This window comes from Leifsonia sp. Leaf336, from assembly GCF_001423695.1.
In the GTDB taxonomy this organism is placed as follows: Bacteria; Actinomycetota; Actinomycetes; order Actinomycetales; family Microbacteriaceae; genus Leifsonia.
In genome coordinates this window covers 1,555,486-1,575,284 of sequence record NZ_LMOZ01000001.1, presented here as the reverse complement: position 1 = coordinate 1,575,284, position 19,799 = coordinate 1,555,486, and the positions used below count along the sequence as shown (strand labels likewise).

General features: G+C 68.6%; 18 protein-coding genes. 10 read left to right on the top strand and 8 right to left on the bottom strand.

What is annotated here, in order from left to right; genetic code table 11:
* Positions 1-75: 75 nt before the first annotated feature.
* The 3 genes from ASF88_RS07605 to ASF88_RS07595 all read left to right on the top strand — a co-directional run bounded on the left by ASF88_RS07605 (position 76) and on the right by ASF88_RS07595 (position 3,480).
* Complete coding sequence (locus ASF88_RS07605) at positions 76-558, top strand: Lrp/AsnC family transcriptional regulator (RefSeq protein ID WP_055916049.1); 483 nt, start codon at positions 76-78, stop codon at positions 556-558.
* Positions 559-560: 2 nt separating this feature from the next.
* Positions 561-1,976, top strand: coding sequence for an aspartate aminotransferase family protein (locus ASF88_RS07600; protein WP_055916047.1), 1,416 nt, complete (start codon positions 561-563; stop codon positions 1,974-1,976).
* Between the two features lie 115 nt (positions 1,977-2,091).
* Entirely contained in the window at positions 2,092-3,480 is a 1,389-nt protein-coding gene (locus ASF88_RS07595; RefSeq protein WP_055916045.1) for an NAD(P)/FAD-dependent oxidoreductase, read from the top strand.
* Positions 3,481-3,504: 24 nt separating this feature from the next.
* On the opposite strand, the gene ASF88_RS07590 is transcribed toward ASF88_RS07595, so the two are convergent.
* The 3 genes from ASF88_RS07590 to ASF88_RS07580 all read right to left on the bottom strand — a co-directional run bounded on the left by ASF88_RS07590 (position 3,505) and on the right by ASF88_RS07580 (position 6,864).
* The gene (locus ASF88_RS07590) at positions 3,505-4,284 is read right to left on the bottom strand and encodes an AMP nucleosidase (protein WP_055916043.1); all 780 of its coding nucleotides are present in this window, start codon (positions 4,282-4,284) and stop codon (positions 3,505-3,507) included.
* A 44-nt stretch (positions 4,285-4,328) separates the two neighbouring features.
* Complete coding sequence (locus ASF88_RS07585) at positions 4,329-5,051, bottom strand: VIT1/CCC1 transporter family protein (protein ID WP_055916041.1); 723 nt, start codon at positions 5,049-5,051, stop codon at positions 4,329-4,331.
* Between the two features lie 67 nt (positions 5,052-5,118).
* On the bottom strand, positions 5,119-6,864 hold the full coding sequence (locus ASF88_RS07580) for a DEAD/DEAH box helicase (RefSeq protein WP_055916872.1): 1,746 nt from the start codon (positions 6,862-6,864) through the stop codon (positions 5,119-5,121).
* A gap of 194 nt (positions 6,865-7,058) precedes the next feature.
* Here ASF88_RS07580 and ASF88_RS07575 point away from each other — a divergent pair, with 194 nt between their 5' ends.
* Positions 7,059-7,853, top strand: coding sequence for an SGNH/GDSL hydrolase family protein (locus ASF88_RS07575; RefSeq protein ID WP_055916039.1), 795 nt, complete (start codon positions 7,059-7,061; stop codon positions 7,851-7,853).
* 9 nt (positions 7,854-7,862) lie between these two features.
* Here ASF88_RS07575 and ASF88_RS07570 read toward each other — a convergent pair whose 3' ends face one another.
* Positions 7,863-9,983 (bottom strand): acyltransferase family protein, encoded by a 2,121-nt coding sequence (locus tag ASF88_RS07570; RefSeq protein WP_055916037.1) that lies wholly within the window; start codon positions 9,981-9,983, stop codon positions 7,863-7,865.
* Between the two features lie 288 nt (positions 9,984-10,271).
* A complete protein-coding gene (locus tag ASF88_RS07565; protein WP_235493327.1) occupies positions 10,272-11,531 on the bottom strand; it encodes a D-alanyl-D-alanine carboxypeptidase family protein in 1,260 nt (419 codons plus the stop codon).
* A gap of 189 nt (positions 11,532-11,720) precedes the next feature.
* Here ASF88_RS07565 and ASF88_RS20320 point away from each other — a divergent pair, with 189 nt between their 5' ends.
* On the top strand, positions 11,721-12,116 hold the full coding sequence (locus ASF88_RS20320; protein WP_157498252.1) for a hypothetical protein: 396 nt from the start codon (positions 11,721-11,723) through the stop codon (positions 12,114-12,116).
* 99 nt (positions 12,117-12,215) lie between these two features.
* Here the strand turns inward: ASF88_RS20320 and ASF88_RS07560 are convergent, their stop codons facing one another.
* Positions 12,216-13,019 (bottom strand): TrmH family RNA methyltransferase, encoded by an 804-nt coding sequence (locus ASF88_RS07560; RefSeq protein ID WP_055916035.1) that lies wholly within the window; start codon positions 13,017-13,019, stop codon positions 12,216-12,218.
* A 108-nt stretch (positions 13,020-13,127) separates the two neighbouring features.
* Between ASF88_RS07560 and ASF88_RS07555 the strand changes: the two genes are divergently transcribed.
* Both ASF88_RS07555 and ASF88_RS07550 read left to right on the top strand, forming a co-directional pair.
* Complete coding sequence (locus tag ASF88_RS07555; RefSeq protein ID WP_055916865.1) at positions 13,128-13,964, top strand: Sir2 family NAD-dependent protein deacetylase; 837 nt, start codon at positions 13,128-13,130, stop codon at positions 13,962-13,964.
* 32 nt (positions 13,965-13,996) lie between these two features.
* Complete coding sequence (locus ASF88_RS07550) at positions 13,997-14,596, top strand: histidine phosphatase family protein (RefSeq protein ID WP_055916034.1); 600 nt, start codon at positions 13,997-13,999, stop codon at positions 14,594-14,596.
* A 47-nt stretch (positions 14,597-14,643) separates the two neighbouring features.
* Here ASF88_RS07550 and ASF88_RS07545 read toward each other — a convergent pair whose 3' ends face one another.
* Together ASF88_RS07545 and ASF88_RS07540 are read right to left on the bottom strand one after the other, a co-directional pair.
* On the bottom strand, positions 14,644-15,738 hold the full coding sequence (locus ASF88_RS07545) for a glycosyltransferase family 4 protein (protein ID WP_055916032.1): 1,095 nt from the start codon (positions 15,736-15,738) through the stop codon (positions 14,644-14,646).
* On the bottom strand, positions 15,735-16,688 hold the full coding sequence (locus tag ASF88_RS07540; protein ID WP_055916029.1) for an alpha/beta fold hydrolase: 954 nt from the start codon (positions 16,686-16,688) through the stop codon (positions 15,735-15,737). Before ASF88_RS07540 ends, ASF88_RS07545 begins: the two co-directional genes overlap by 4 nt.
* A 154-nt stretch (positions 16,689-16,842) precedes the next feature.
* On the opposite strand from ASF88_RS07540, the gene treS reads away from it, so the two are divergent.
* The 3 genes from treS (at position 16,843) to ASF88_RS07525 (ending at position 19,685) form a co-directional block, all read left to right on the top strand.
* On the top strand, positions 16,843-18,552 hold the full coding sequence (gene treS / locus ASF88_RS07535; RefSeq protein WP_055916027.1) for a maltose alpha-D-glucosyltransferase: 1,710 nt from the start codon (positions 16,843-16,845) through the stop codon (positions 18,550-18,552).
* A 64-nt stretch (positions 18,553-18,616) separates the two neighbouring features.
* Positions 18,617-19,303 (top strand): 3'-5' exonuclease, encoded by a 687-nt coding sequence (locus tag ASF88_RS07530; protein ID WP_055916026.1) that lies wholly within the window; start codon positions 18,617-18,619, stop codon positions 19,301-19,303.
* Positions 19,304-19,358: 55 nt separating this feature from the next.
* Positions 19,359-19,685, top strand: coding sequence for a DUF4190 domain-containing protein (locus tag ASF88_RS07525; RefSeq protein WP_055916024.1), 327 nt, complete (start codon positions 19,359-19,361; stop codon positions 19,683-19,685).
* The last annotated feature ends 114 nt before the right edge of the window (positions 19,686-19,799 follow it).

Sequence of the window (19,799 nt, the reverse complement as noted above, 5' to 3'; positions counted from 1 at the left end):
TGATTTCGTCAGTTTATCGGGCAGGAATGTGCGGATTCGCTTGCTAGACAGCCCCTCCACTGACAGAATCGCTCCATGAGTACCCCTCGGGCAACGAACGGCACGAAGGCCTCGGTCATCGACGACGTCTCCAAAGCGATCATCGAGCAACTGCAGGTCGACGGTCGCAAGTCGTACGCGGAGATCGGCAAAGCCGTCGGTCTCAGCGAGGCGGCGGTGCGTCAGCGCGTCCAGAAGCTGACCGAGTCGGGTGTGATGCAGATCGTGGCCGTGACCGACCCGATGCAGCTGGGCTTCTACCGTCAGGCGATGATCGGCGTGCGGGTCACCGGCGACACCCTGGTGATCGCCGACAAGCTGGCGGCCATGCCCGCGGTGGACTACGTCGTCCTCACGGCGGGGACGTACGACATCCTCGCCGAGGTGGTGTGCGAGAACGACCTCGACCTCATCACGATGCTCAACTCCGAGATCCGGACGCTCGAGGGAGTGCTCTCCACCGAGACGTTCGTGTACCTCAAACTCCACAAACAGTTCTACAACTGGGGAACGCGATAACCATGACGACAACCGTTGAAACGTTCGGCGAGCCCATCACACCCGATGAGGCAGACCTGCAGGCGAAGGCACGCGACCACCTCTGGATGCACTTCGCACGCCAGTCGGTGATGGAGGAGGGCCACGGCGTCCCCATCATCACGCGGGGCGAGGGCCACCACATCTGGGACGATCACGGCAAGCGCTACATCGACGGCCTCTCCGGGCTGTTCGTGGTGAACGCCGGCCACGGCCGCAAGCGCCTCGCGGAGGCCGCGGCGAAGCAGGCGGAGCAGCTCGCCTTCTTCCCGATCTGGTCGTACGCCCACCCGAACGCGATCGAGCTCGCCGACCGTCTCGCGCACTACGCCCCGGGCGACCTCAACCGCGTCTTCTTCTCCACCGGTGGCGGCGAGGCGGTCGAGACCGCGTTCAAGCTCGCCAAGTACTACTGGAAGCTGCAGGGCCGCCCGACCAAGCACAAGGTGCTCTCGCGCTCTGTCGCTTACCACGGCACCCCGCAGGGCGCGCTCGCGATCACGGGCATCCCGGCCATGAAGGAGATGTTCGAGCCGCTGACGCCGGGAGGCTTCCGCGTGCCGAACACGAACTTCTACCGCGCGGCCGAGATGGGCGCTCCCGCCGACGACATCGAGGCCTTCGGCGTCTGGGCGGCCAACCGCATCGAGGAGATGATCCAGTTCGAGGGTCCCGAGACCGTCGCCGCGATCTTCCTCGAGCCGGTGCAGAACTCCGGCGGCTGCTTCCCGCCACCTCCCGGGTACTTCCAGCGTGTGCGCGAGATCTGCGACAAGTACGACGTGCTGATGGTCAGCGACGAGGTCATCTGCGCCTTCGGACGCATCGGCCACATGTTCGCCTGCGACCAGTACGGCTACGTGCCCGACATGATCACCTGCGCCAAGGCGATGACCTCCGGGTACTCCCCCATCGGCGCGACGATCATCAGCGACAAGATCTACGAGCCCTTCAAGCACGGCAACACGTCGTTCTACCACGGCTACACCTTCGGCGGTCACCCGGTGTCGGCGGCCGTGGCCATGGAGAACCTCGACATCTTCGAGGAGGAGGGCCTCAACGAGCGCGTCCGCGAGAACTCGCCGCTCTTCCGCGCCGAGCTCGAGAAGCTGCTCGACCTCCCGATCGTCGGCGACGTCCGCGGCGACGGCTACTTCTTCGGCATCGAGCTGGTGAAGGACAAGTCGACCAAGGAGACCTTCGACGACGACGAGTCGGAGCGCCTGCTGCGCGGCTTCCTCTCCAAGGCGCTCTTCGACGCCGGCCTCTACTGCCGCGCCGACGACCGCGGCGACCCCGTCGTCCAGCTCGCGCCGCCGCTCACGATCGGCCCGGACGAGTTCGTCGAGATCCGGCAGATCCTGGAGTCGGTCCTCACCGAGGCGAGCAACCACCTGTAAGCACCATCCGGCTCGACCCGAAGGAGTCCGCGCACCGCACCACCGAGCGGAGCGCGGACTCTTTCGTTCTCCGGCCGGACAGCCCGGGCCGCACAATCTGACTCGAAGGAGCGTCGTGGACTACCGCAGTGTCGGCTTCTGGTTCGACTCGATCGCAGAGGCGGAGGACGGCTTCCGGCCCCGGCCGGCCCTGGCGGACGACGCGACGGTCGACGTCGCGATCGTCGGCGCCGGATTGACCGGGCTCTGGACCGCCTACTACCTGCAGGAGGCCGATCCCGGACTGCGCATCCTGCTGCTCGAGCGGGAGGTCGCCGGCTTCGGTGCCTCGGGTCGCAACGGCGGCTGGTGCTCCGCACTCTTCCCGTGGTCGGCCTCCGCGCTGGCCGCCCGCTACGGACGCGACGCCGCGGTGGCACAGCGCCAGGCGATGGTCGGCACCGTCGACGAGGTCGGCCGGGTGGCCTCCGCCGAGGGCATCGACTGCGACTACCTGCGCGGCGGCACCGTGACCTTCGCCCGCGACCGCGTCCAGCTCGCGGCGGCGCGCGCGGAATACGCGGAGTCCGAGGAGTTCGGCGTCGATCGGGTGACCTTGGCCGGGACGGAGACGGTTCGCGCGCGGTACGGCGTGCCCGACGCCGTGGCCGCTACGATCACGCCGGCCTGCGCGCGCGTGCACCCGGGCAAGCTGGTGCGTGGCATGGCCCGTGCGGTCGAGCGCCGTGGCGCGGTGATCGCCGAGCAGACGGAGGTCCTCGGCTGGCGCGACGGCGTCGTCCGTGTGCGCGCGGGCGGCGTCGAGCGCACGGTCACGGCGGGCACGGTGGTCAACGCCACCGAGGGGTACGGATCGCAGCTGAACCAGGTGGGCCGACAGATCCTCCCGCTCTACTCGCTGATGATCGCGACCGAGCCGCTCTCCGACGCGGTGTGGGAGCGGATCGGCATCGAGCACGGCCAGACCTTCGCCGACTTCCGCCACCTGATCGTCTACGGCCAGCGCACGGCCGACAACCGCATCGCCTTCGGCGGTCGCGGAGCGCGCTACCACCTCGGTAGCGCCATCCACACCTCCTACGACCGCTCGCCGCGCGTGCGCGACCACCTGGTCCGCACCCTGGGCGAGCTGTTCCCCGCGGTCGCCGGCGCGCGCATCACCCACCACTGGGGCGGTCCGCTCGGCGTGCCGCGCGACTGGCATGCCGCCGTCGGCCTCGACCACGACGCACGGGAGGCCTGGGCCGGCGGCTACGTCGGCGACGGGCTCAGCACCACGAACCTCGCGGGACGCACCCTCGCCGACCTCATCGCCGGGCGCCGAACGGAGCTCACCGCGCTGCCCTGGGTCGGCCACCGCTCGCCGCGCTGGGAGCCGGAGCCGCTGCGCTTCCTCGGCGCCAACGCGGGCCTGGTCGCGATGGAGGGCGCCGACCTCGAGGAGCAAGCCACCGGCCGCTCCTCACTCATCGCCCGCGCGATGGCCCCGCTCACCGGCCACTGACGGGCACGCCGCGCCCCTCGTGCGTCAGTCGTCCTCGAAGCGGAGGTGTCGGACGCTGCGCCCGTTGCGTCGGACGAGCCTCAGGGACTCGACGCCGATCCGGATGTGGCGTTCGACGAACTGGTTTGTCACCCCGCGGTCGCTCTCGGCCGTCTTCACGCCCTCCGGGATCATCGGCTGATCCGACACCAGCAGCAGGGCCCCGCTCGGGATGTGGTTGGCGAAGCCTGCCGCGAAGACGGTCGCCGTCTCCATGTCCACCGCCATGCACCGCGTCTGCCGCAGGTACGTCTTGAACGTGTCGTCGTGCTCCCAGACCCGGCGGTTGGTCGTGTAGACGGTCCCGGTCCAGTAGTCGTGGCCGAAGTCGCGGATCGTGGTCGAGACACCGCGCTGGAGCTGGAACGCGGGCAGGGCCGGCACCTCGGGCGGCAGATAGTCGTTCGACGTGCCCTCCCCGCGGATGGCGGCGATCGGCAGCACCAGATCGCCGAGCTGGTTCTTCTTCTTGACCCCGCCGCACTTGCCGAGGAAGAGCGCGGCCTGAGGACTCACGGCGCTGAGCAGGTCCATGACCGTGGCCGCGTTCGGGCTGCCCATGCCGAAGTTGATCATGGTGATGCCGTCGGCCGTCGCGTTCGGCATCGAACGATCGATGCCGCGGACCTCCGCGCCGTACCACTCGGCGAACCGGTAGACGTAGTCGCCGAAGTTCGTGAGCAGGATGTGCTCGCCGAACTCCTCCAGGGGCGTTCCCGTATAGCGGGGCAGCCAGTTGCGGACGATCTCGATCTTTTCCTTCATGGCTACCCTTCGTCCCCGTTGCTGCTCAGCGTAGAGGTCTGCGCTCAGCCCACCGTGGTGCCGAGCAGCGCGCCGATCGCGAACGTCGCCGCGAGCGCTAGCGCACCGCCGATCACGACTCGCAGCATGGCCCGCCCGCGCGATGCCCCGCCGATCCAGGCGGCCACGTAGCCGGTGATGGCGAGGGCGATCAGCACGATCACGAAGGTCAGCGGAATGCGGATACCTGGCGGGGTCAGGATGGTGAGCATCGGCAGGATGCCGCCGATCGTGAAGGCGATGGCCGAGGCGAACGCGGCGTGCCAGGGGCTCACGACGTCGTCCTGGTCGATGCCGAGCTCGGCCGAGAGGTGCGCGGCGAGGGCGTCATGCTCGGTGAGCTCGATCGCCACCTGCCGGGCCGTCTCCGGCTTCAGCCCCTTCGCCTCGTAGAGCCCGGTCAGCTCGGCGAGCTCCTGCTCCGGCATCTCCTCGAGCTCACGCCGTTCCTTGGCGATGAGGGCGTGCTCGCTGTCGCGTTGGCTGCTGACCGAGACGTACTCGCCGAGCGCCATCGAGATCGCGCCTCCGACCAGCGCGGCGAGGCCTGCGGTGACGATCGCGGGCACTGAGCTGGTCGCGCCGGCGACACCGACGACCACCGCTGCGACCGAAACGATCCCGTCGTTGGCGCCGAGCACTCCCGCTCGAAGCCAGTTCAACCTCTGGGCCAGGCCCTCCCGGTGCGGCTCGTCGGGATGCCGTCCGTTCACGATTTCCGCGCTCATGCGCCCAGCCTAGGAACGCGCGCGCGACCATGCCAGCAAGGACAGCCGAACCTCACCGCGCGGCGCGTCAGTGCCGCCCGATCCGCTTGCGAAGCCACTCGATGCGCGCCTGCAGTTGCGAGACGCTGGCCTGCGCCACCGCCGGACCGCCGCAGACGCGGCGCAGTTCCGCGTGGATGAGCCCGTGCGGCTCCCCGGAGTTCTTCGAATACAAGCCCACGAGGCTGTTGAGAAGCTGGCGCTGTTCCTTCAGCGTGCGGTGCAGCGGAGCGGGCGGGTGCCCCTCCGCCGCGGCGGGTCGGGACGTGTGCCGGCGCGACTGCCGCTGCTGCCGCTGCATGAGGAGGTCGTGCACCTGCTCCGGTTCGAGGATTCCGGGCAGGCCGATGAAGTCGAGCTCCTCGTCAGAGCCCGGCACGGCGAATCCGCCGAACTCGCGCCCGTCGTAGACCACGCGGTCGAAGTTCGCCTCCGAGCCGAGCGCCTCGAACGCGAACTGCTCGGTCAACGCCTCGGACGCTCTCTCGTCGCGATTCGCCTCGGCCATCATCGCGTCCTCGGGATTCCAGAGGTCGCCTTCGCCGCCCTCCGCCGAGGGCCGGTCGAGGGCGTGATCGCGCTCGAGCTCGAGGGCGTTCGCCAGCGCCATCAGCGTCGGCACGTTCGGGAGGAACACCGAGGCCGTCTCACCGCGACGCCGGGCGCGCACGAAGCGTCCGATCGCCTGCGCGAAGAAGAGCGGAGTGGAGGCGCTGGTCGCGTAGACGCCGACAGCCAGGCGTGGAACGTCCACGCCCTCGGACACCATGCGCACCGCGACCATCCAGCGCGACTCCCCTGTCGAGAACTCGGCGATCCGGTCGCTCGCCTCCTTCTCGTCGGAGAGCACCACCGTCACCGGCTCCCCGCTGATCTGCTGGAGGATGTCGGCGTAGGCGCGTGCGGCATAGTGATCGGTGGCGATGACCAGGCCCCCGGCGTCCGGGATCGAGTTGCGCACCTCGGTGAGCCGCCGGTCGGCGGCGCTGAGGACAGCGGGGATCCACTCGCCGCGCGGATCGAGCGCGGTGCGCCACGCCTGCGAGGTGATGTCCTTGGTGTTGCCCTCGCCGAGCCGGGCCTCCATCTCGTCGCCGGTCTTGGTGCGCCAGCGCATGTGACCGGCGTAGATCATGAAGATCACGGGCCGCACGACACCGTCGCTCAGCGCGCGCCCGTAGCCGTAGTTGTAGTCGGTCAGCGACGTTCGGATGCCCTGCCGGTCGGGCAGGTACGTGACGAACGGGATGGGCGCGGTGTCGGATCGGAAGGGCGTGCCCGTGAGGGAGAGCCGCCGGGTCGCTCGCTCGAAGGCATCGCGGATGCCGTCGCCCCAGCTCAGCGCATCGCCGCCATGATGCACTTCGTCGAGGATGACGAGCGTGCGGTACGACTCGGTGATGTCTTTGTGGAGGCTCGGCCGCATCGCCACCTGCGCGTACGTGACCGCGACACCCTTGTAGTGCCGCGCGTAGCGGCCCTCCGCGTTGCGGAAATCGGGATCCAGCGGCAGGCCGACGCGGGCCGCGGCCTCCGCCCACTGTCGCTTGAGGTGCTCGGTGGGGGCGACGACTGTGACCCTCTCGACGATGCGGCGCGAGAGCAGCTCGGTGGCGAGCCGCAGCGCGAAGGTCGTCTTGCCCGCGCCGGGGGTGGCCGCTGCGAGGAAGTCGCGCGGCTCGGAGACGAAGTAGGCGTCGAGGGCCTCGGCCTGCCACGCTCGGAGCTTGCCTGCTGTTCCCCAGGCCGCTCGCTCGGGGAACGAGGGCGACAGGTGCTCGGCGGCGAAGCTGCCCGCGCGAGCCCCCGCACCCGATTCCGGCTCGGTGGGTACGGCGGCGCCCGGCGAGTGCTCGCCGGGCGGGGGTGCTGCTGTCGTCTCCACTTGGATCAAATCTACCCGAGGCGACTGACAGCCCGCCCGGGACGACCGCCGCGCCCGAGTCCGGCACGATGCAGAATGGAGGAATGGTCGAAGCCCATCACCCGTGGTCCCGCTATGTCGCCCTCGGCGACTCGTTCACCGAGGGGATCGGCGACCCCGAACCCCTGAGCCCCGGCGGCCACCGCGGCTGGGCCGATCGTGTCGCCGAAGTCCTCAGCGCCCAGACCGACGACTTCGCCTATGCGAACCTCGCCGTGCGCGGCAAGCTCATCAAGCAGATCCTCGACGAGCAGGTGGAGCCGGCGATCGCCCTGCGGCCCGACCTCATCACGATCTCGGCGGGCGGCAACGACGTCATCCGGCCGGGCACCGACCCCGACCAGATCGCGGCGCTCTTCGACCAAGCCGTCAGCAGGCTCAGCGCCGACGGTGCGACCGTCGTGGTCTTCACGGGCGTGGATGTCGGATTCTCCCCGGTGTTCCGCGGCATCCGCGGCAAGGTCGCGATCTACAACGAGAACGTGCGTGCCGTCGCAGCCCGCTACGACGCGATCGTCGCCGACCAATGGTCCCTCACTGAGATCCAGGACCAGCGCATGTGGGCGCCGGACCGCCTGCACCTCGCCCCGCTCGGGCACCACACGGTCGCGCGGATGGTCCTGGCCGCCTTGAACGTCGAGAACGACCTCCAGCCGCTCGACCCCGAACCGCTCCCGCCGCGCACGTGGCGTCAGGCCCGCGCTGAGGACCTGTCGTGGGCTCGTGAGTACCTCGTGCCCTGGGTGGTCCGGCGCATCCGGCACCAGTCGTCGGGCGACCACGTGCTGCCCAAGCGTCCGCAAGCCGGCCCGTTCGTCATCCGGTCGCGGGAGGAGTGAACGGCGGTTTCATCCGGCCGGCGCCTCTTCAGCCGGGTCACCAGTCAAGCGGACGCCCTCCTTCGCGAGCAACGCGACCACCCCGTTCGCGATGTGTCGCGAATACTCCTCGGTCAAGTGCAGATCGTCGAATTTGATGGGCATCCCCGCCGAGAACGCCGGGCAGCTCGCCTGGACGCAGAAGAGCGGGCGTGAGTCGATCCAAGCACCGTCGAAGTCCTTCGCGAGCGCGAGCTCCTCGCTTCCCATGGCCTTCCAGCGACCCGGCACCTTGGTGACGCACGCTTGTGGTGTGCTCCTCGGGGAATAGCACTCCTTCACGTTCTGCTGTGCCGGCGGCGGCGAGAGCAGGACGATCTTGCCCGTGTTCGGGGCGAGCCGTTCGAGGAAGGGCTTCAGACCGGCGTTGTACTCCGCGGGAGTGAACGGCTCACCGTCGCTGGTCTTCTTGAGTGAGATGTAGGTGTTCGTGATGAACACCGCATCGGGCTTGAGTTCTGCGACCTTCTCGATCGTCATCTCCTTGCGTCCCGGACAGGCCTTGTTGTAGGCGTCCCCTCCGTTTTGCGTCTCGAAATCGACGAAGGGGCAGCCGTACATTCCGAACGCCGTCACCTTGAGCTGACCGTTAGACGCGTCAGCAAGGGCGCGGAACATCGGGATGTATCCGACGGACGTCGAATCGCCGGCAACCACGATGGAGTGCGGCGCATCCGGACTCCCCCACGTGCATTTCTCGACCCCGGGGTAGTCGGGATTCGAACAGTCGTTCGTCTGGCTGTCCCGCGCATAGTTCGAGACGACACTGTCCATCGACGGTGTCAACTCGGGCCAGGTCTTCTGCGCAAGGGCATCGGTGAGTTCGCTCGTGAGTGCCGCGAGCGCCGCGTCCCCGTCAGCGCCACCGGGGTCGGCCGTCGGAACACTGGTCGTCGCGTTGTTCGACTTCTCGGCGACCGGGTTGCGCGCCGTGCCGTCAACCGCAAGAGAGACGCCCACCGCAGCCACCACCAGGATTCCCAGTGCGGCGAGTCCGACCGACCTGAAGAGTTGCGCACGCCCGGCGCTCGATCGACGTTTGCTGGGTTCGAGCCACGAGGAACGACGAATGGGTTCCTCGATGAACCGGAACGACAGCGCGGCGAGAACGAGCGACAGTGCGATGGATTCGAGGGCGGGGACGGGCGTTCCGTCACCGGGCAGACCGCGCGACAACTCGGTGACGAGGATCAACGCGGGGAAGTGCCACAGATAGAGCGAGTACGAGATGTCGCCGACGTAGCCCAGTACAGGGTTGTCCAACGGGTGGAGACGAGCTCGTACGGGCTGCCACGGGAAGGCGATGAAGGCAGCAGCGCTGAGGACCGCGACCGCGGCCCACGGAGCGGGAAAGCCATGATCGGAGGGCGTGATCGCAGCGGCGACGACCATCCCGGCGATGGCGAGCAGTGCGATGTACGGCCGCAATGCCATCGGCATTCGGGAGAACCACGGCATGCAGAGCGCCACCGTGGCACCGACCGAGAGCTCCCACAATCGGGCCGGCGTGATGAAGTAAGCCGTGCTCGTGTTCGCGTCGGTGAGCAGCACGGCGAGCAGGAACAGCCCCACCGTGATGGCCAAGGTGGTCAAGGCGGCTGCCGCGCGAGGAGCCTTCGTGCGGGCCGCGATCAGTGCGATCAGGAGGATCGCCAGCGGCCAGACCAGGTAGTACTGCTCCTCGAGGCTCAGCGACCAGTAGTGCTGGAGAGGCGACGTCTGGTCGCCTTGAGCGAAGTAGTCGGTCGCCTGAGCCGCGTAGCGCCAGTTGGCGACGAAGAACAGGGACGCGGCAGCATCCCAGAGCGTCGACATGAATCGCCCCGATGCGAAGAGCAACCAGGCGCCGACGACAGTGGCGGCGATCACGACGACCGACGCAGGGATCAGTCTGCGAATGCGTCGGCGGTAGAAGGCCGCGAACCGGATACGTCCGCTTCGCTCGTACTCGCGATGGAGCACCGAGGTCATGAGGAAGCCCGAGAGCACGAAGAAGATGTCGACACCGATGAAGCCGCCGGATGGCCACTCGAACGCGTGGTTGAGGACCACCAGACCCACCGCGAGTGCGCGAAGGCCCTGCAGATCCATACGCTTGGCGGTCGAACCGGTGGGATTGGACGACCCCCGTGCCGAGCCTGTCCGGCCACGAGCTGTGGATCTACGGCGCGCGCCTGATTCTGCGCGGGTACGGGGCTGGGTGTCTGACGTCATGTGTTCGGGCCTCGTCGAGTGCGATGAAGCACCACGCTAACGCGAGGAATCCGACGCGCGAGCGCGGTCGCCAGCCCGTTCCCGGTGGCTGTCCGGCGTCACGCGGAGACGGTCACCCCAGCCCTCACCCACGCAATCATCTGCGCGAGAAGCACTCCGGGCGTGTCACGCCCCGAGGCCGCCCGGGTGCGCCAGCCGCCAACCGAAGCCCGGATCGGGCACGTCCTTCGCCAGAGCGAGGTCGATCGTCTTCGTCGCCCCGTTGAGCGTGAACGAGATCCGCCCGACCACGTCGCCCTTGAACCCCGACTGGATCGGGCGCGTCGTGAGATCGACCTGGATGGGCGTGTCCGACCACACCACGAGGGTCTCACCGCTCGTGGCGACCAGATTCGAGGAGGCGCCCCAGGGCGTCGTGTACGAGCCGAACACCTGCCCGCTCGTCGCGGCGTCCACTTCGTGGAAGCCCGCCTGCATGCTCGTCAACAAGCCGGTCACTCCGGCCCACAGCGTGTCGTGGTCGGAGGCGCCGAGTACGACGCCGAGCACGCGCACCTTGACTTTTCCGACCGGGACCTCGGCCGAGAACAGCAGGCAGAAGCCCGCCTCGTCGGTGTTGCCGGTCTTGATGCCGTCGACGCCGTCCACGCCGAGCAACGCGTTCGTGTTGTCCTGAGCGCCCGCCCCCGGCAGCGTCGCGGACTTCTGCGACACGATCGAGGAGAGGACCGGCGAGGCGAGCACCAGTTTGCCGAGCCCGATGAGGTCTTTCGTCGTGCTGACGTTGCCGGGGTCGAGACCATCCGGTGTGACCACCTTCGTGCCCGTGAAGCCCTTGTCCTTGAGCCATTTATTCGCGGCCGAGAGGTATTCGGAAGTCGAACCGAACGCCCAGTTCGTGAGCGAGATCGCATAGTTGTTCGCCGACGGGAGCAGCATCGCCGTGAGCGCCTGCTTCTCGGTCATGGAGGTCCCCGCCTTGACGGGAGCCCACGATCCGCCGTCGGCGATCACCTGGTTCCAGATCGCGACGTCCTTCTGCGTGAACGAGATCGTCGGCCCCTCCGACGAGCCGTCCAGCGGCTTGGCGTCGAGTACGACCAGGGCGGTGATCGTCTTCGTCATGCTGGCGATCGGCATGCTCGCGTCGCTGCCGTGGTACTCGGTGGCCCCGGGATAGTCGGGCGCGGTGATCGCCGCCGATCCGTAGCCGGGCCACGCGAGCTGCGCGGCCGATTGGGTGAGCGCCTTCTCGTGCTGGGTCACCGCTGCGGTGGCGGGCACCGGTGTGATGATCGAACCCGCGAGGTAGAGCAGCGCGATGAGCAGCACGCCTCCGACGCCGAAGACGGCGATCCGGCGGCGACGGTAGACCTGCTTGCGGTTCAGACGGCGCGGCGGATCGGCGAGGACTTGCTGGGGCACGATCGGAGTCTACGGAAGATGCTCAGGCATCTCCTGAGAACGCGCCCGTCGCGACCGACTCGGCCGGCCGATGCCCGGGCGCGTGCAGGATCGGGCACATAGGCTCCGACTGCCTGAAGAAGCAGGCCGCCAACACTCGCCGCGGCCGATATCGCGAGGCCGACTGATCGACGTTGCTACAGTGACGCCATGACACCCGGCCACCTCCGCGGAGAGGCGATCACGGACGGCACTCATTTAGCCCGACCACGCACCTGGCTGAACGGATCGGCGGCGGCTGCCATCACCCTGGCCCTCGTCGCGCTGGCCGTCGCACTGACTGCGGTCGGGCTTGCATCCGTGTGCCTCTTTGCACAGTCGGGCGCGTTCTGGCCGGAAGCCATCCCTCCGTATGTGCAGTACCTCGGCGAGAGCTACCACTGCATGGACCTAGGCGCCCCGGATATGCGGGGCCTCACGTTGCAGGGGCACACGACGGGCGGCGGTCTGATCTACGCACGTCCGCCAATCGACGGCAATGCTTCAGCAGGGTTTGTGGTCGTAACTGATGGCCAACGCCGTGAGATCTGTCCTTTCGGCGGTTGAGTGAGGACTGGGCGCACGAGTGGTGGCGGGTCCGCAAGAGCGACCCGCACCGCGGCAGTTGCCGACTCGTGTCTGTGCGGCCATGCCGCCGCCAACCGCCTAAGCCCGCGTTGCCCACAGCGCGACCGCGGAGGCCGCACCGACGTTGAGCGAATCGACTCCACCCTCCATCGGGATGTAGACAACGCGGTCGGCCGAGTCGATGGTGCGAGCGGTGAGCCCATCGCCTTCCGTCCCGAGGATCAGAGCGAGACGATCGGGAAGGGAGGCCGCAAGGTCGTCGAGCGATTCCGCGCCCTCGTTCAGCGCCAGTGCGACTGTCTGAAACCCGAGGTCGTTGAGCATGTTCAAGGACTCGGGCCACGGATCGATCCGCGTCCACGGAACTTGAAAGATCGTTCCCATCGAAACGCGAACACTTCGCCTGTAAAGAGGATCCGCGCACCGCGGCGTGACCAGTACGGCATCCACGCCAAAAGCCGCACAACAACGAACTATCGCCCCGACGTTGGTGTGGTCGACGATGTCCTCGAGCACGACGACGCGCCTGGCGCCGGCGAGCAACTCGCGCGGGTCGGGAAGCTCGGGACGGTGCATCGCGGCGAGCGCGCCGCGGTGGAGGTGGTAGCCGGTCAGTTGCTCGAGCAGCGCGGACTCCCCGACGAACACCGGGACGTCGGGGAACGGTTCGAGCAACGGCGCGACGTCGTCGAGCCACTGCTCCTGCAGCAGCACGGAGCGCGGGCGGTGCCCGGCTGCCAGCGCGCGAGTGATCACTTTGGTGGATTCGGCGATGTAGAGCCCGCCCTCCGGCTCGCTCACCCGCCGCAGCGCGACGTCGGTCAGACGCGAGTAGTCGGCGAGGCCGTCGGCGGTCAGGTCGGTCACACGATGGATCTGCACCCGTCCAGATTGCCAGTCGCCGGAAACAATTCCGAAAAGCGGCCGGTTTAGACTCCAGTGAGGATCGACCGGGAGGTGACTGTGACCACGGAGGCACGCGGGGCCACGCTGACGACGGAGCTCTCCCCCGAGCTGTCCCGCGGCATCGACCAGGCCGAGTCGCTGCTCGCCGGCCGGACGTTCGCGGTGCTCACGGGAGCCGGGGTCTCCACCGACTCGGGCATCCCCGACTACCGCGGAGAGGGCGCGCCGAAGCGCACTCCGATGACGTTCCAGCAGTTCCTCGCCGACGACCGGTACCGCAAGCGCTACTGGGCAGGCAGCCACCTGGGCTACCGGCGGTTCGCCGCAGCGCATCCCAACGCCGGTCACCGTGCGCTCGCGTCGCTGGAGGCCGCAGGCGCGGCGAACGGCGTCATCACCCAGAACGTCGACGGCCTCCACAAGCAGGCGGGCAGCCGGCGGGTCGTCGACCTGCACGGCGCGATGGATCGTGTGCTCTGTCTGGTCTGCGGCCAGATCTTCGCGCGCGAGGCGATCACGGCCCGCATCGACGCCGCGAACCCGTGGCTCGACGCGGAGGGCGCTGTGGAGATCGCTCCGGACGGCGACGCGGTCGTCACCGACGTGGACTCCTTCGTCGTGCCCGACTGCACCGTGTGCGGCGGCCATCTGAAGCCCGACGTCGTCTTCTTCGGCGAGTTCATCCCCGCAGAGAAGTACCGGGAGGCCAGCGCGCTCGTGCGCGGAGCCGACGCGCTCGTCATCGCCGGGTCGTCACTGGTCGTCAACTCCGGCATCCGCCTCCTCGAAGAGGCTCGGCGCAAGCGTCTCCCGATCGTGATCGTCAACCGGGGCGAGACCAAGGGCGACAATCGGGCCACCATTAAGCTGGACGGCGGGACCACCGAGACGCTGGTCGAGCTCGCTCACCGACTCACCTAGCGCGACGCGCGTCCTTCGACGAAAGGACGTGCGTGACCTTCATCTCTCTCGTGCGGCACGGCCAGACCGACTGGAACCTGGCCAAGCGCATCCAGGGTTCCAGCGACATCCCCCTCAACGGCACCGGCCGCGCGCAGGCCGACGCGACGGGGCGCGCCCTCGCCGGCGGTCGGTTCGACGCCGTGTTCGCCAGTCCGCTCAGCCGGGCGGTGGACACGGCGCGCATCATCGCGGCGCATCTCGGGCTCGGCGAGCCGCAGCGCATCCCCGCGATCGCCGAGCGTCGCTACGGCGAGGCGGAAGGGCTCACGGGCGCGGAGATCCTCGAGCGCTGGCCGGAAGGCGCTCCCGTGCCGGGCCGCGAGACGCGTGAGCAGGTCGTGGAGCGGGCGCTGCCCGCCCTGCTCGAGCTCGGCGACGCGCATCCCGGCGAGAGCCTCATCGTCGTCAGTCACGGCGGTGTCATCGGCTCGCTCGTTCGTCACGTCACCGACCACGCCCTCCCGGGCCCGGGCGAGGTGATCCCGAACGGCTCGGTCCACCGGTTCCGCTACGACGACGGCCGGTTGACGCTCGACCGGTTCAACCTGGGTCCGGAGGACCGCGATCTGTTCACGGCCTCCGTCCTCTGAGCTCGATGCAGTGCTCTGAGTCCGCTGCAGCCTGAGGTTGCGCCCGGTCAGCGGTCGCTGCGCCGTTTCGCGCGCGCCGCGGTCGCGGTGAGGACGGTGAGCAAGCGCTCCGCGGACGTCGCCCACGTGTACCGGGCGGCCTCCGTGCGCGCGGCGGCCGAGCGCTCGGCCCAGACTCCCGGCTCCTCGAGGTGCCGGACGCGGGCCACGAGCGCGTCGGCGTCGTCGGCCGGGAAGTACAGGGCCGAACGGCCGCCGATCTCGCGGAAGATCGGGATGTCGCTCACGACGACCGGGGTGCCGAGGGTCATCGACTCGACGAGCGGGATGCCGAAGCCTTCGTCGTGGGAGGCCGTGACGAGGGCCGTCGCACGCGCCAGGGTCTCCGCGTAGTCCTCGTCGGTCGCTCCGTCATGGAAGACCAGCTGGGCACCGGGTGCGAGGGCGGAGAGCCGATCGCGCTCGGCGGGAGTCACCCGGCTCATCAGGTGGAGGCGGTAGTCGGGCAGCTGTGCCGCAGCGCGTACGAGGGTGTCCACGTTCTTGTACGGCATGAACGAGCCCATGTAGACGAGGCTCTTGGACTCGGCCCGAGAGCGCGCCGCGCGCTCCTCCGGGATCGGCGGCATGTCGGCCGCGTTCGGAACCACGGAGACCGGCCGCCGGGTCAACCTGTGCTCGGCGATCAGCCCCTTGGTGGTCTCCGACACGGTGACGACGGCGTCCGACCGGTTGAGCAGCAACCGCTGCGGCCACCAAGCCAGGTGGTACAGCCTCCAGAGCACCCGCACGAAGGCCGGCAGATCGCGCGGCGGCGTGGGGTGCCGGTAGTAGATGAGGTCGTGGACGGTCAGCACCAGCCGGTAGCGCCGGCCGAAGCCGCCCATCGTCTGCATGGGGGTGAACACGATGTCGGGCTTCAGCTTGTTGACCGTACGGGCGATCCACGGCTCGCCGACGGCTGTCGGCGAGGCGATCAGCTCCCACGGGAGGTCGGGCAGCAGCTCGAGCTGACGATGGTCGCTGATCAGCATGGTCACGGGGTGCCGCTCGGCCAGCGCGGCCACAAGACCGGCCGTGAACCGGCTGATCCCGTCGTGGCGCCCGATGCGGGTGTAGCGGCAGTCGAAGAGGATCCTCACGCGGTGCCCTCCGCGCGAGCGGGCGAGACGGGCCCCTGCCCCTGCTCGGTGAGGAAGGTTTCGATGGCGCGCGCGGCCTCCGCCGGCTTCTCGTAGTGGATGAGGTGCCCGACGTCGGGGATCTCGACGAGCCGGGCGTCCGGGAAGAGCCCGCGGAGCCGCCGTTCCGCGGCGATCGGGGTGATGTCGTCGTCGACGGCGGCGACCAGGAGCGTCGGCTCCGGAATGCGTGCCGCATATTCGCTGACGTCGTGGGCGACGGAGGCGCGGAAGGCCTGCAGCACCACCCTCCGGTCGCTGAAGGCCGAGAAGTAGCTGTCGTGCTGGCCGTGGATCCAGGCGCGGAGGCCGCGGTCGCGGGTCTTGGCCATCGCCTCGCTCATCACCCGCACGATCAAACGGTTGCGCAGCAGGGCGAAGCCGAGACGCTCCGGAAGAGCGGCGGCGAGCCAGTAGTAGAAGATCGCGAGTCGTGTCAGCACGCCGCGCGGACCGGCGAGCGCCGGCTGACCGATCGGGTTGACGAGCACGACGGAGCTCGGGCGTGGGCCGCCCGCATCGGCCAGGGCGGCCGAGACGACGATCGAGCCGAACGAGTGGCCGAGCAGGACGACACGGCCGTCGAGCTGGAGGGCCGCGACGAACGCGCGCAGCCACTGCGAGTAGCCGCGGATGTCGTGGTCGTGCTCGGTCATCGGGGTGGACTCGCCGAAGCCGGGGAGGTCGGGCGAGATCAGCCGCAGGCCGCTCAGCTGCGCCACGACGGGCTCGAGCCCGTGGTGGTCGCCGCGGAAGCCGTGCACCAGCACGAGTGTCGTGGGCGCGTCCGCGTCTCCGTAATCCCAGTACCGCGTCATCCCGCCGAGCAGCGCGAGCTCGCCGCGACGGACGGGGATGCGGCCCAGCGCCTCGGCGTACGGAGAGGCGGCGTACCGTGTCGTGGAGGTCATCGCCGTACAGTCTAGGCGGCGCCTCACTGAGCACCGTGAATGCGCGCGCAGGACTGGACAGCGCAGGGCGCGGAGGTCCTAGACTTCACTGGATGTAATCGCTTGCATGCCCCACGTGCACGACCCCCGGGCCCCGCGCTCGAGAAGGAGAATCGTGAGCTTCACCGCTCCCATCACGCTGCCCGGGCTGGCGCTCGATCCCCAGTGGTACCGCAAAGCGGTGTTCTACGAGGTCATGGTCCGGTCGTTCGTCGACAGCAACGGCGACGGCTCCGGCGACATCGCAGGCCTCACCTCCAAGCTCGACTATCTGCAGTGGCTCGGCATCGACGCACTGTGGCTGCCGCCGTTCTTCCAGTCCCCGCTGCGCGACGGCGGCTACGACGTCTCGGACTTCAAGTCGATCCTGCCGGAGTTCGGAACGATCGACGAGTTCCGCGACCTGGTCACGAAGGCCCACGAGCGCAATATGCGCATCATCATCGACCTCCCGATGAACCACACCTCCGACCAGCACGAGTGGTTCCAGCAGTCGCGCAGCGATCCGGAGGGACCGTACGGCGAGTTCTACGTCTGGAACGACACCGACGACAAGTGGCCAGACATCCGGATCATCTTCGTCGACACCGAGGACTCCAACTGGGCGTTCGACGAGGCGCGGCGGCAGTTCTACTTCCACCGCTTCTTCTCGCACCAGCCCGACCTCAACTTCGAGAACCCTGCGGTGCACGACGCGATGTTCGACGTCGTCCGGTTCTGGCTCGACCTCGGCGTCGACGGGTTCCGGCTGGACGCCATCCCGTACCTCTACGAGTCCGACGAGGGCAACGGCGAGGGCGAGCCTCCCACGCACGAGTTCATCAAGAAGCTGCGGATCATGGTCGACCGCGAGTACCCCGGCCGCATGATGATCGCGGAGGCCAACCAGTGGCCGCGCGAGGTCGCCGCGTTCTTCGGCACCCAGGACGAGCCGGAGTGCCACATGGCGTTCGACTTCCCCGTCATGCCGCGCATCTTCTACGCACTGCGCAGCCAGCAGGCCAACGAGCTCATCCGGGTGCTGTCCGAGACCACCGACGTGCCGGACGGCTCCGCGTGGGGCGTGTTCCTGCGCAACCACGACGAGCTCACTCTCGAGATGGTCAGCGAGGAGTACCGGCAGGCGATGTACGGCTGGTACGCCTACGACCCGCGGATGCGCGCGAACATCGGCATCCGGCGCCGATTGGCTCCGCTGCTCGACAACTCGCGTGCGGAGCTCGAGCTGGCCCACGCCCTGCTGTTCTCGCTCGCCGGCAGCCCGTTCCTCTACTACGGAGACGAGATCGGGATGGGCGACAATATCTGGCTGCCCGACCGCGACAGCTCGCGCACCCCGATGCAGTGGACCCCCGACCGCAATGCCGGGTTCTCCACCGCCGACCCGGGCAAGCTGTTCCTCCCGATCGTCCAGTCGCTCGTGTTCCACTACAACCAGGTCAACGTGGAGGCCCAGCTCGCGCAGTCCCGCTCCCTGCTGCACTGGATCCGCAACGTCATCCACGTGCGCAAGGCGCACCCGGTCTTCGGCGTCGGCGACATGCGGGTGCTCCCCACCGACCACGAGTCGGTGCTGGCCTTCGTGCGCAGCTACGAGGGCAGCGGCACCCACTTCGGCGACCAGCCGGAAGACGTGCTCTGCGTGTTCTCGTTCGCGCACAACCCGGTCTCCGTGACCTTGGAGGCCCCGGAGTTCGCCGGCGGCGTGTTGTACGACCTCTTCGGCGGAGCGGAGTTCCCGACCGTCGCCGAGGACGGCCGTTTCACGCTGACGCTCGGCACTCAGAGCTTCTACTGGCTGCACATCGAGCCGCGCCGGGCTTAGCCGTTTCTGCGGCACGCCTGCGGCGCTACGAGGGAGTGACGGCGGTCGTTCCTACGCTGGCTGCATGAGCAACTGGCATCACGAACTCGGCGTCTTCGATCTCGAGACCACGGGCGTGGATGTCGAATCGGCGCGGATCGTGACCGCCCACGTCGGGCTGCTCGGCGCTGACGGCGAGGTGAAGCACGGCCGCTACTGGCTGCTCGACCCCCAGGTCGACATCCCGGCGGAGGCGACAGCCGTGCACGGGATCAGCACCGAGCTCGCGCGCGAGAAAGGGATGGACGCGGGCGCGGGCGTCGAGGCGATCGTCGACCAACTGCGCCGGTTGTTCGAACGCGCCATCCCGGTTGTGGCCTACAACGCCCCGTACGACTTCACGCTGCTCGACCGCGAAGCGCGCCGGCACGGCATCGAGCCGCTCGTCTCCCCCGGCCCGATCATCGACCCGCTCGTCATCGACCGCGCTGTGGACCGCTTCCGGCCAGGCAAACGAACGCTGACCGTCACCGCCACCCATTACGGTGTCGAACTCATCGCCGCGCACGACGCCGGCGCCGACGCGATCGCGGCGGGTCGGCTGGCGCAGGCTATGGCGCGAGAGCACGGCGAGGTGCTGTCGATCGCGGCCGCCGAGCTGCACACCAAGCAGATCGATTGGTGCCGCGAGCAGGCCGCCGACTTCCAGGAGTACATGCGCCGTGCGCGCGACCCCGAGTTCACGGCATCGGGGCTCTGGCCGATCCGCTGACACCCCGGTTTCTGGGGCCTAGCTGCGCGTCTCCTGCGCCGCTACCCTCGGTGCCATGAGTGATCCGAATCTGAACCCGCAGCCTCTGCCTCCGCAGCAGCCCCAGCAGCCTCAATACGGCGCATACCAGCAGCCGCAGCCGGTCGGTTACAACACCATGTCGATCGTCGCGTTCATCCTCGCGTTCTTCGTCAGCATCGTCGGCATCATCCTGGGCTTCGTCGCCCTCTCCCAGATCAAGCGCACCGGCGAGCAGGGCCGAGGCCTCGCCCTCGCCGCTGTCATCATCGGGTTCGTGGAGGTCGCCATCGGCATCGTCGTGTTCATCTTCGTGCTGATCGCGCTCGGCATCGCGGCCTCCCAGGGCAACTCGACCTACTGAGGCTCGCAGAGCCCGCGAGACGACGCCCCTGCCGTGCCCGGCGGGGGCGTTGCGCCTCCGCAACGCAGAACGACCCCGCCCGTGTGGGCGAGGCCGTTCTGTCGCGGAGCTCTG

Excerpts from the sequence above, each read along its gene's own strand:
- ASF88_RS07605 (WP_055916049.1), top strand. The coding sequence starts at position 76 with ATGAGTACCCCTCGGGCAACGAACGGCACGAAGGCCTCGGTCATCGAC.
- ASF88_RS07600 (WP_055916047.1), top strand. The coding sequence starts at position 561 with ATGACGACAACCGTTGAAACGTTCGGCGAGCCCATCACACCCGATGAG.
- ASF88_RS07590 (WP_055916043.1), bottom strand. The coding sequence starts at position 4,284 with ATGAAGGAAAAGATCGAGATCGTCCGCAACTGGCTGCCCCGCTATACG.
- ASF88_RS07585 (WP_055916041.1), bottom strand. The coding sequence starts at position 5,051 with ATGAGCGCGGAAATCGTGAACGGACGGCATCCCGACGAGCCGCACCGG.
- ASF88_RS07575 (WP_055916039.1), top strand. The coding sequence starts at position 7,059 with ATGGTCGAAGCCCATCACCCGTGGTCCCGCTATGTCGCCCTCGGCGAC.
- ASF88_RS07570 (WP_055916037.1), bottom strand. The coding sequence starts at position 9,983 with ATGGATCTGCAGGGCCTTCGCGCACTCGCGGTGGGTCTGGTGGTCCTC.
- ASF88_RS20320 (WP_157498252.1), top strand. The coding sequence starts at position 11,721 with ATGACACCCGGCCACCTCCGCGGAGAGGCGATCACGGACGGCACTCAT.
- ASF88_RS07540 (WP_055916029.1), bottom strand. The coding sequence starts at position 16,688 with ATGACCTCCACGACACGGTACGCCGCCTCTCCGTACGCCGAGGCGCTG.
- ASF88_RS07530 (WP_055916026.1), top strand. The coding sequence starts at position 18,617 with ATGAGCAACTGGCATCACGAACTCGGCGTCTTCGATCTCGAGACCACG.
- ASF88_RS07525 (WP_055916024.1), top strand. The coding sequence starts at position 19,359 with ATGAGTGATCCGAATCTGAACCCGCAGCCTCTGCCTCCGCAGCAGCCC.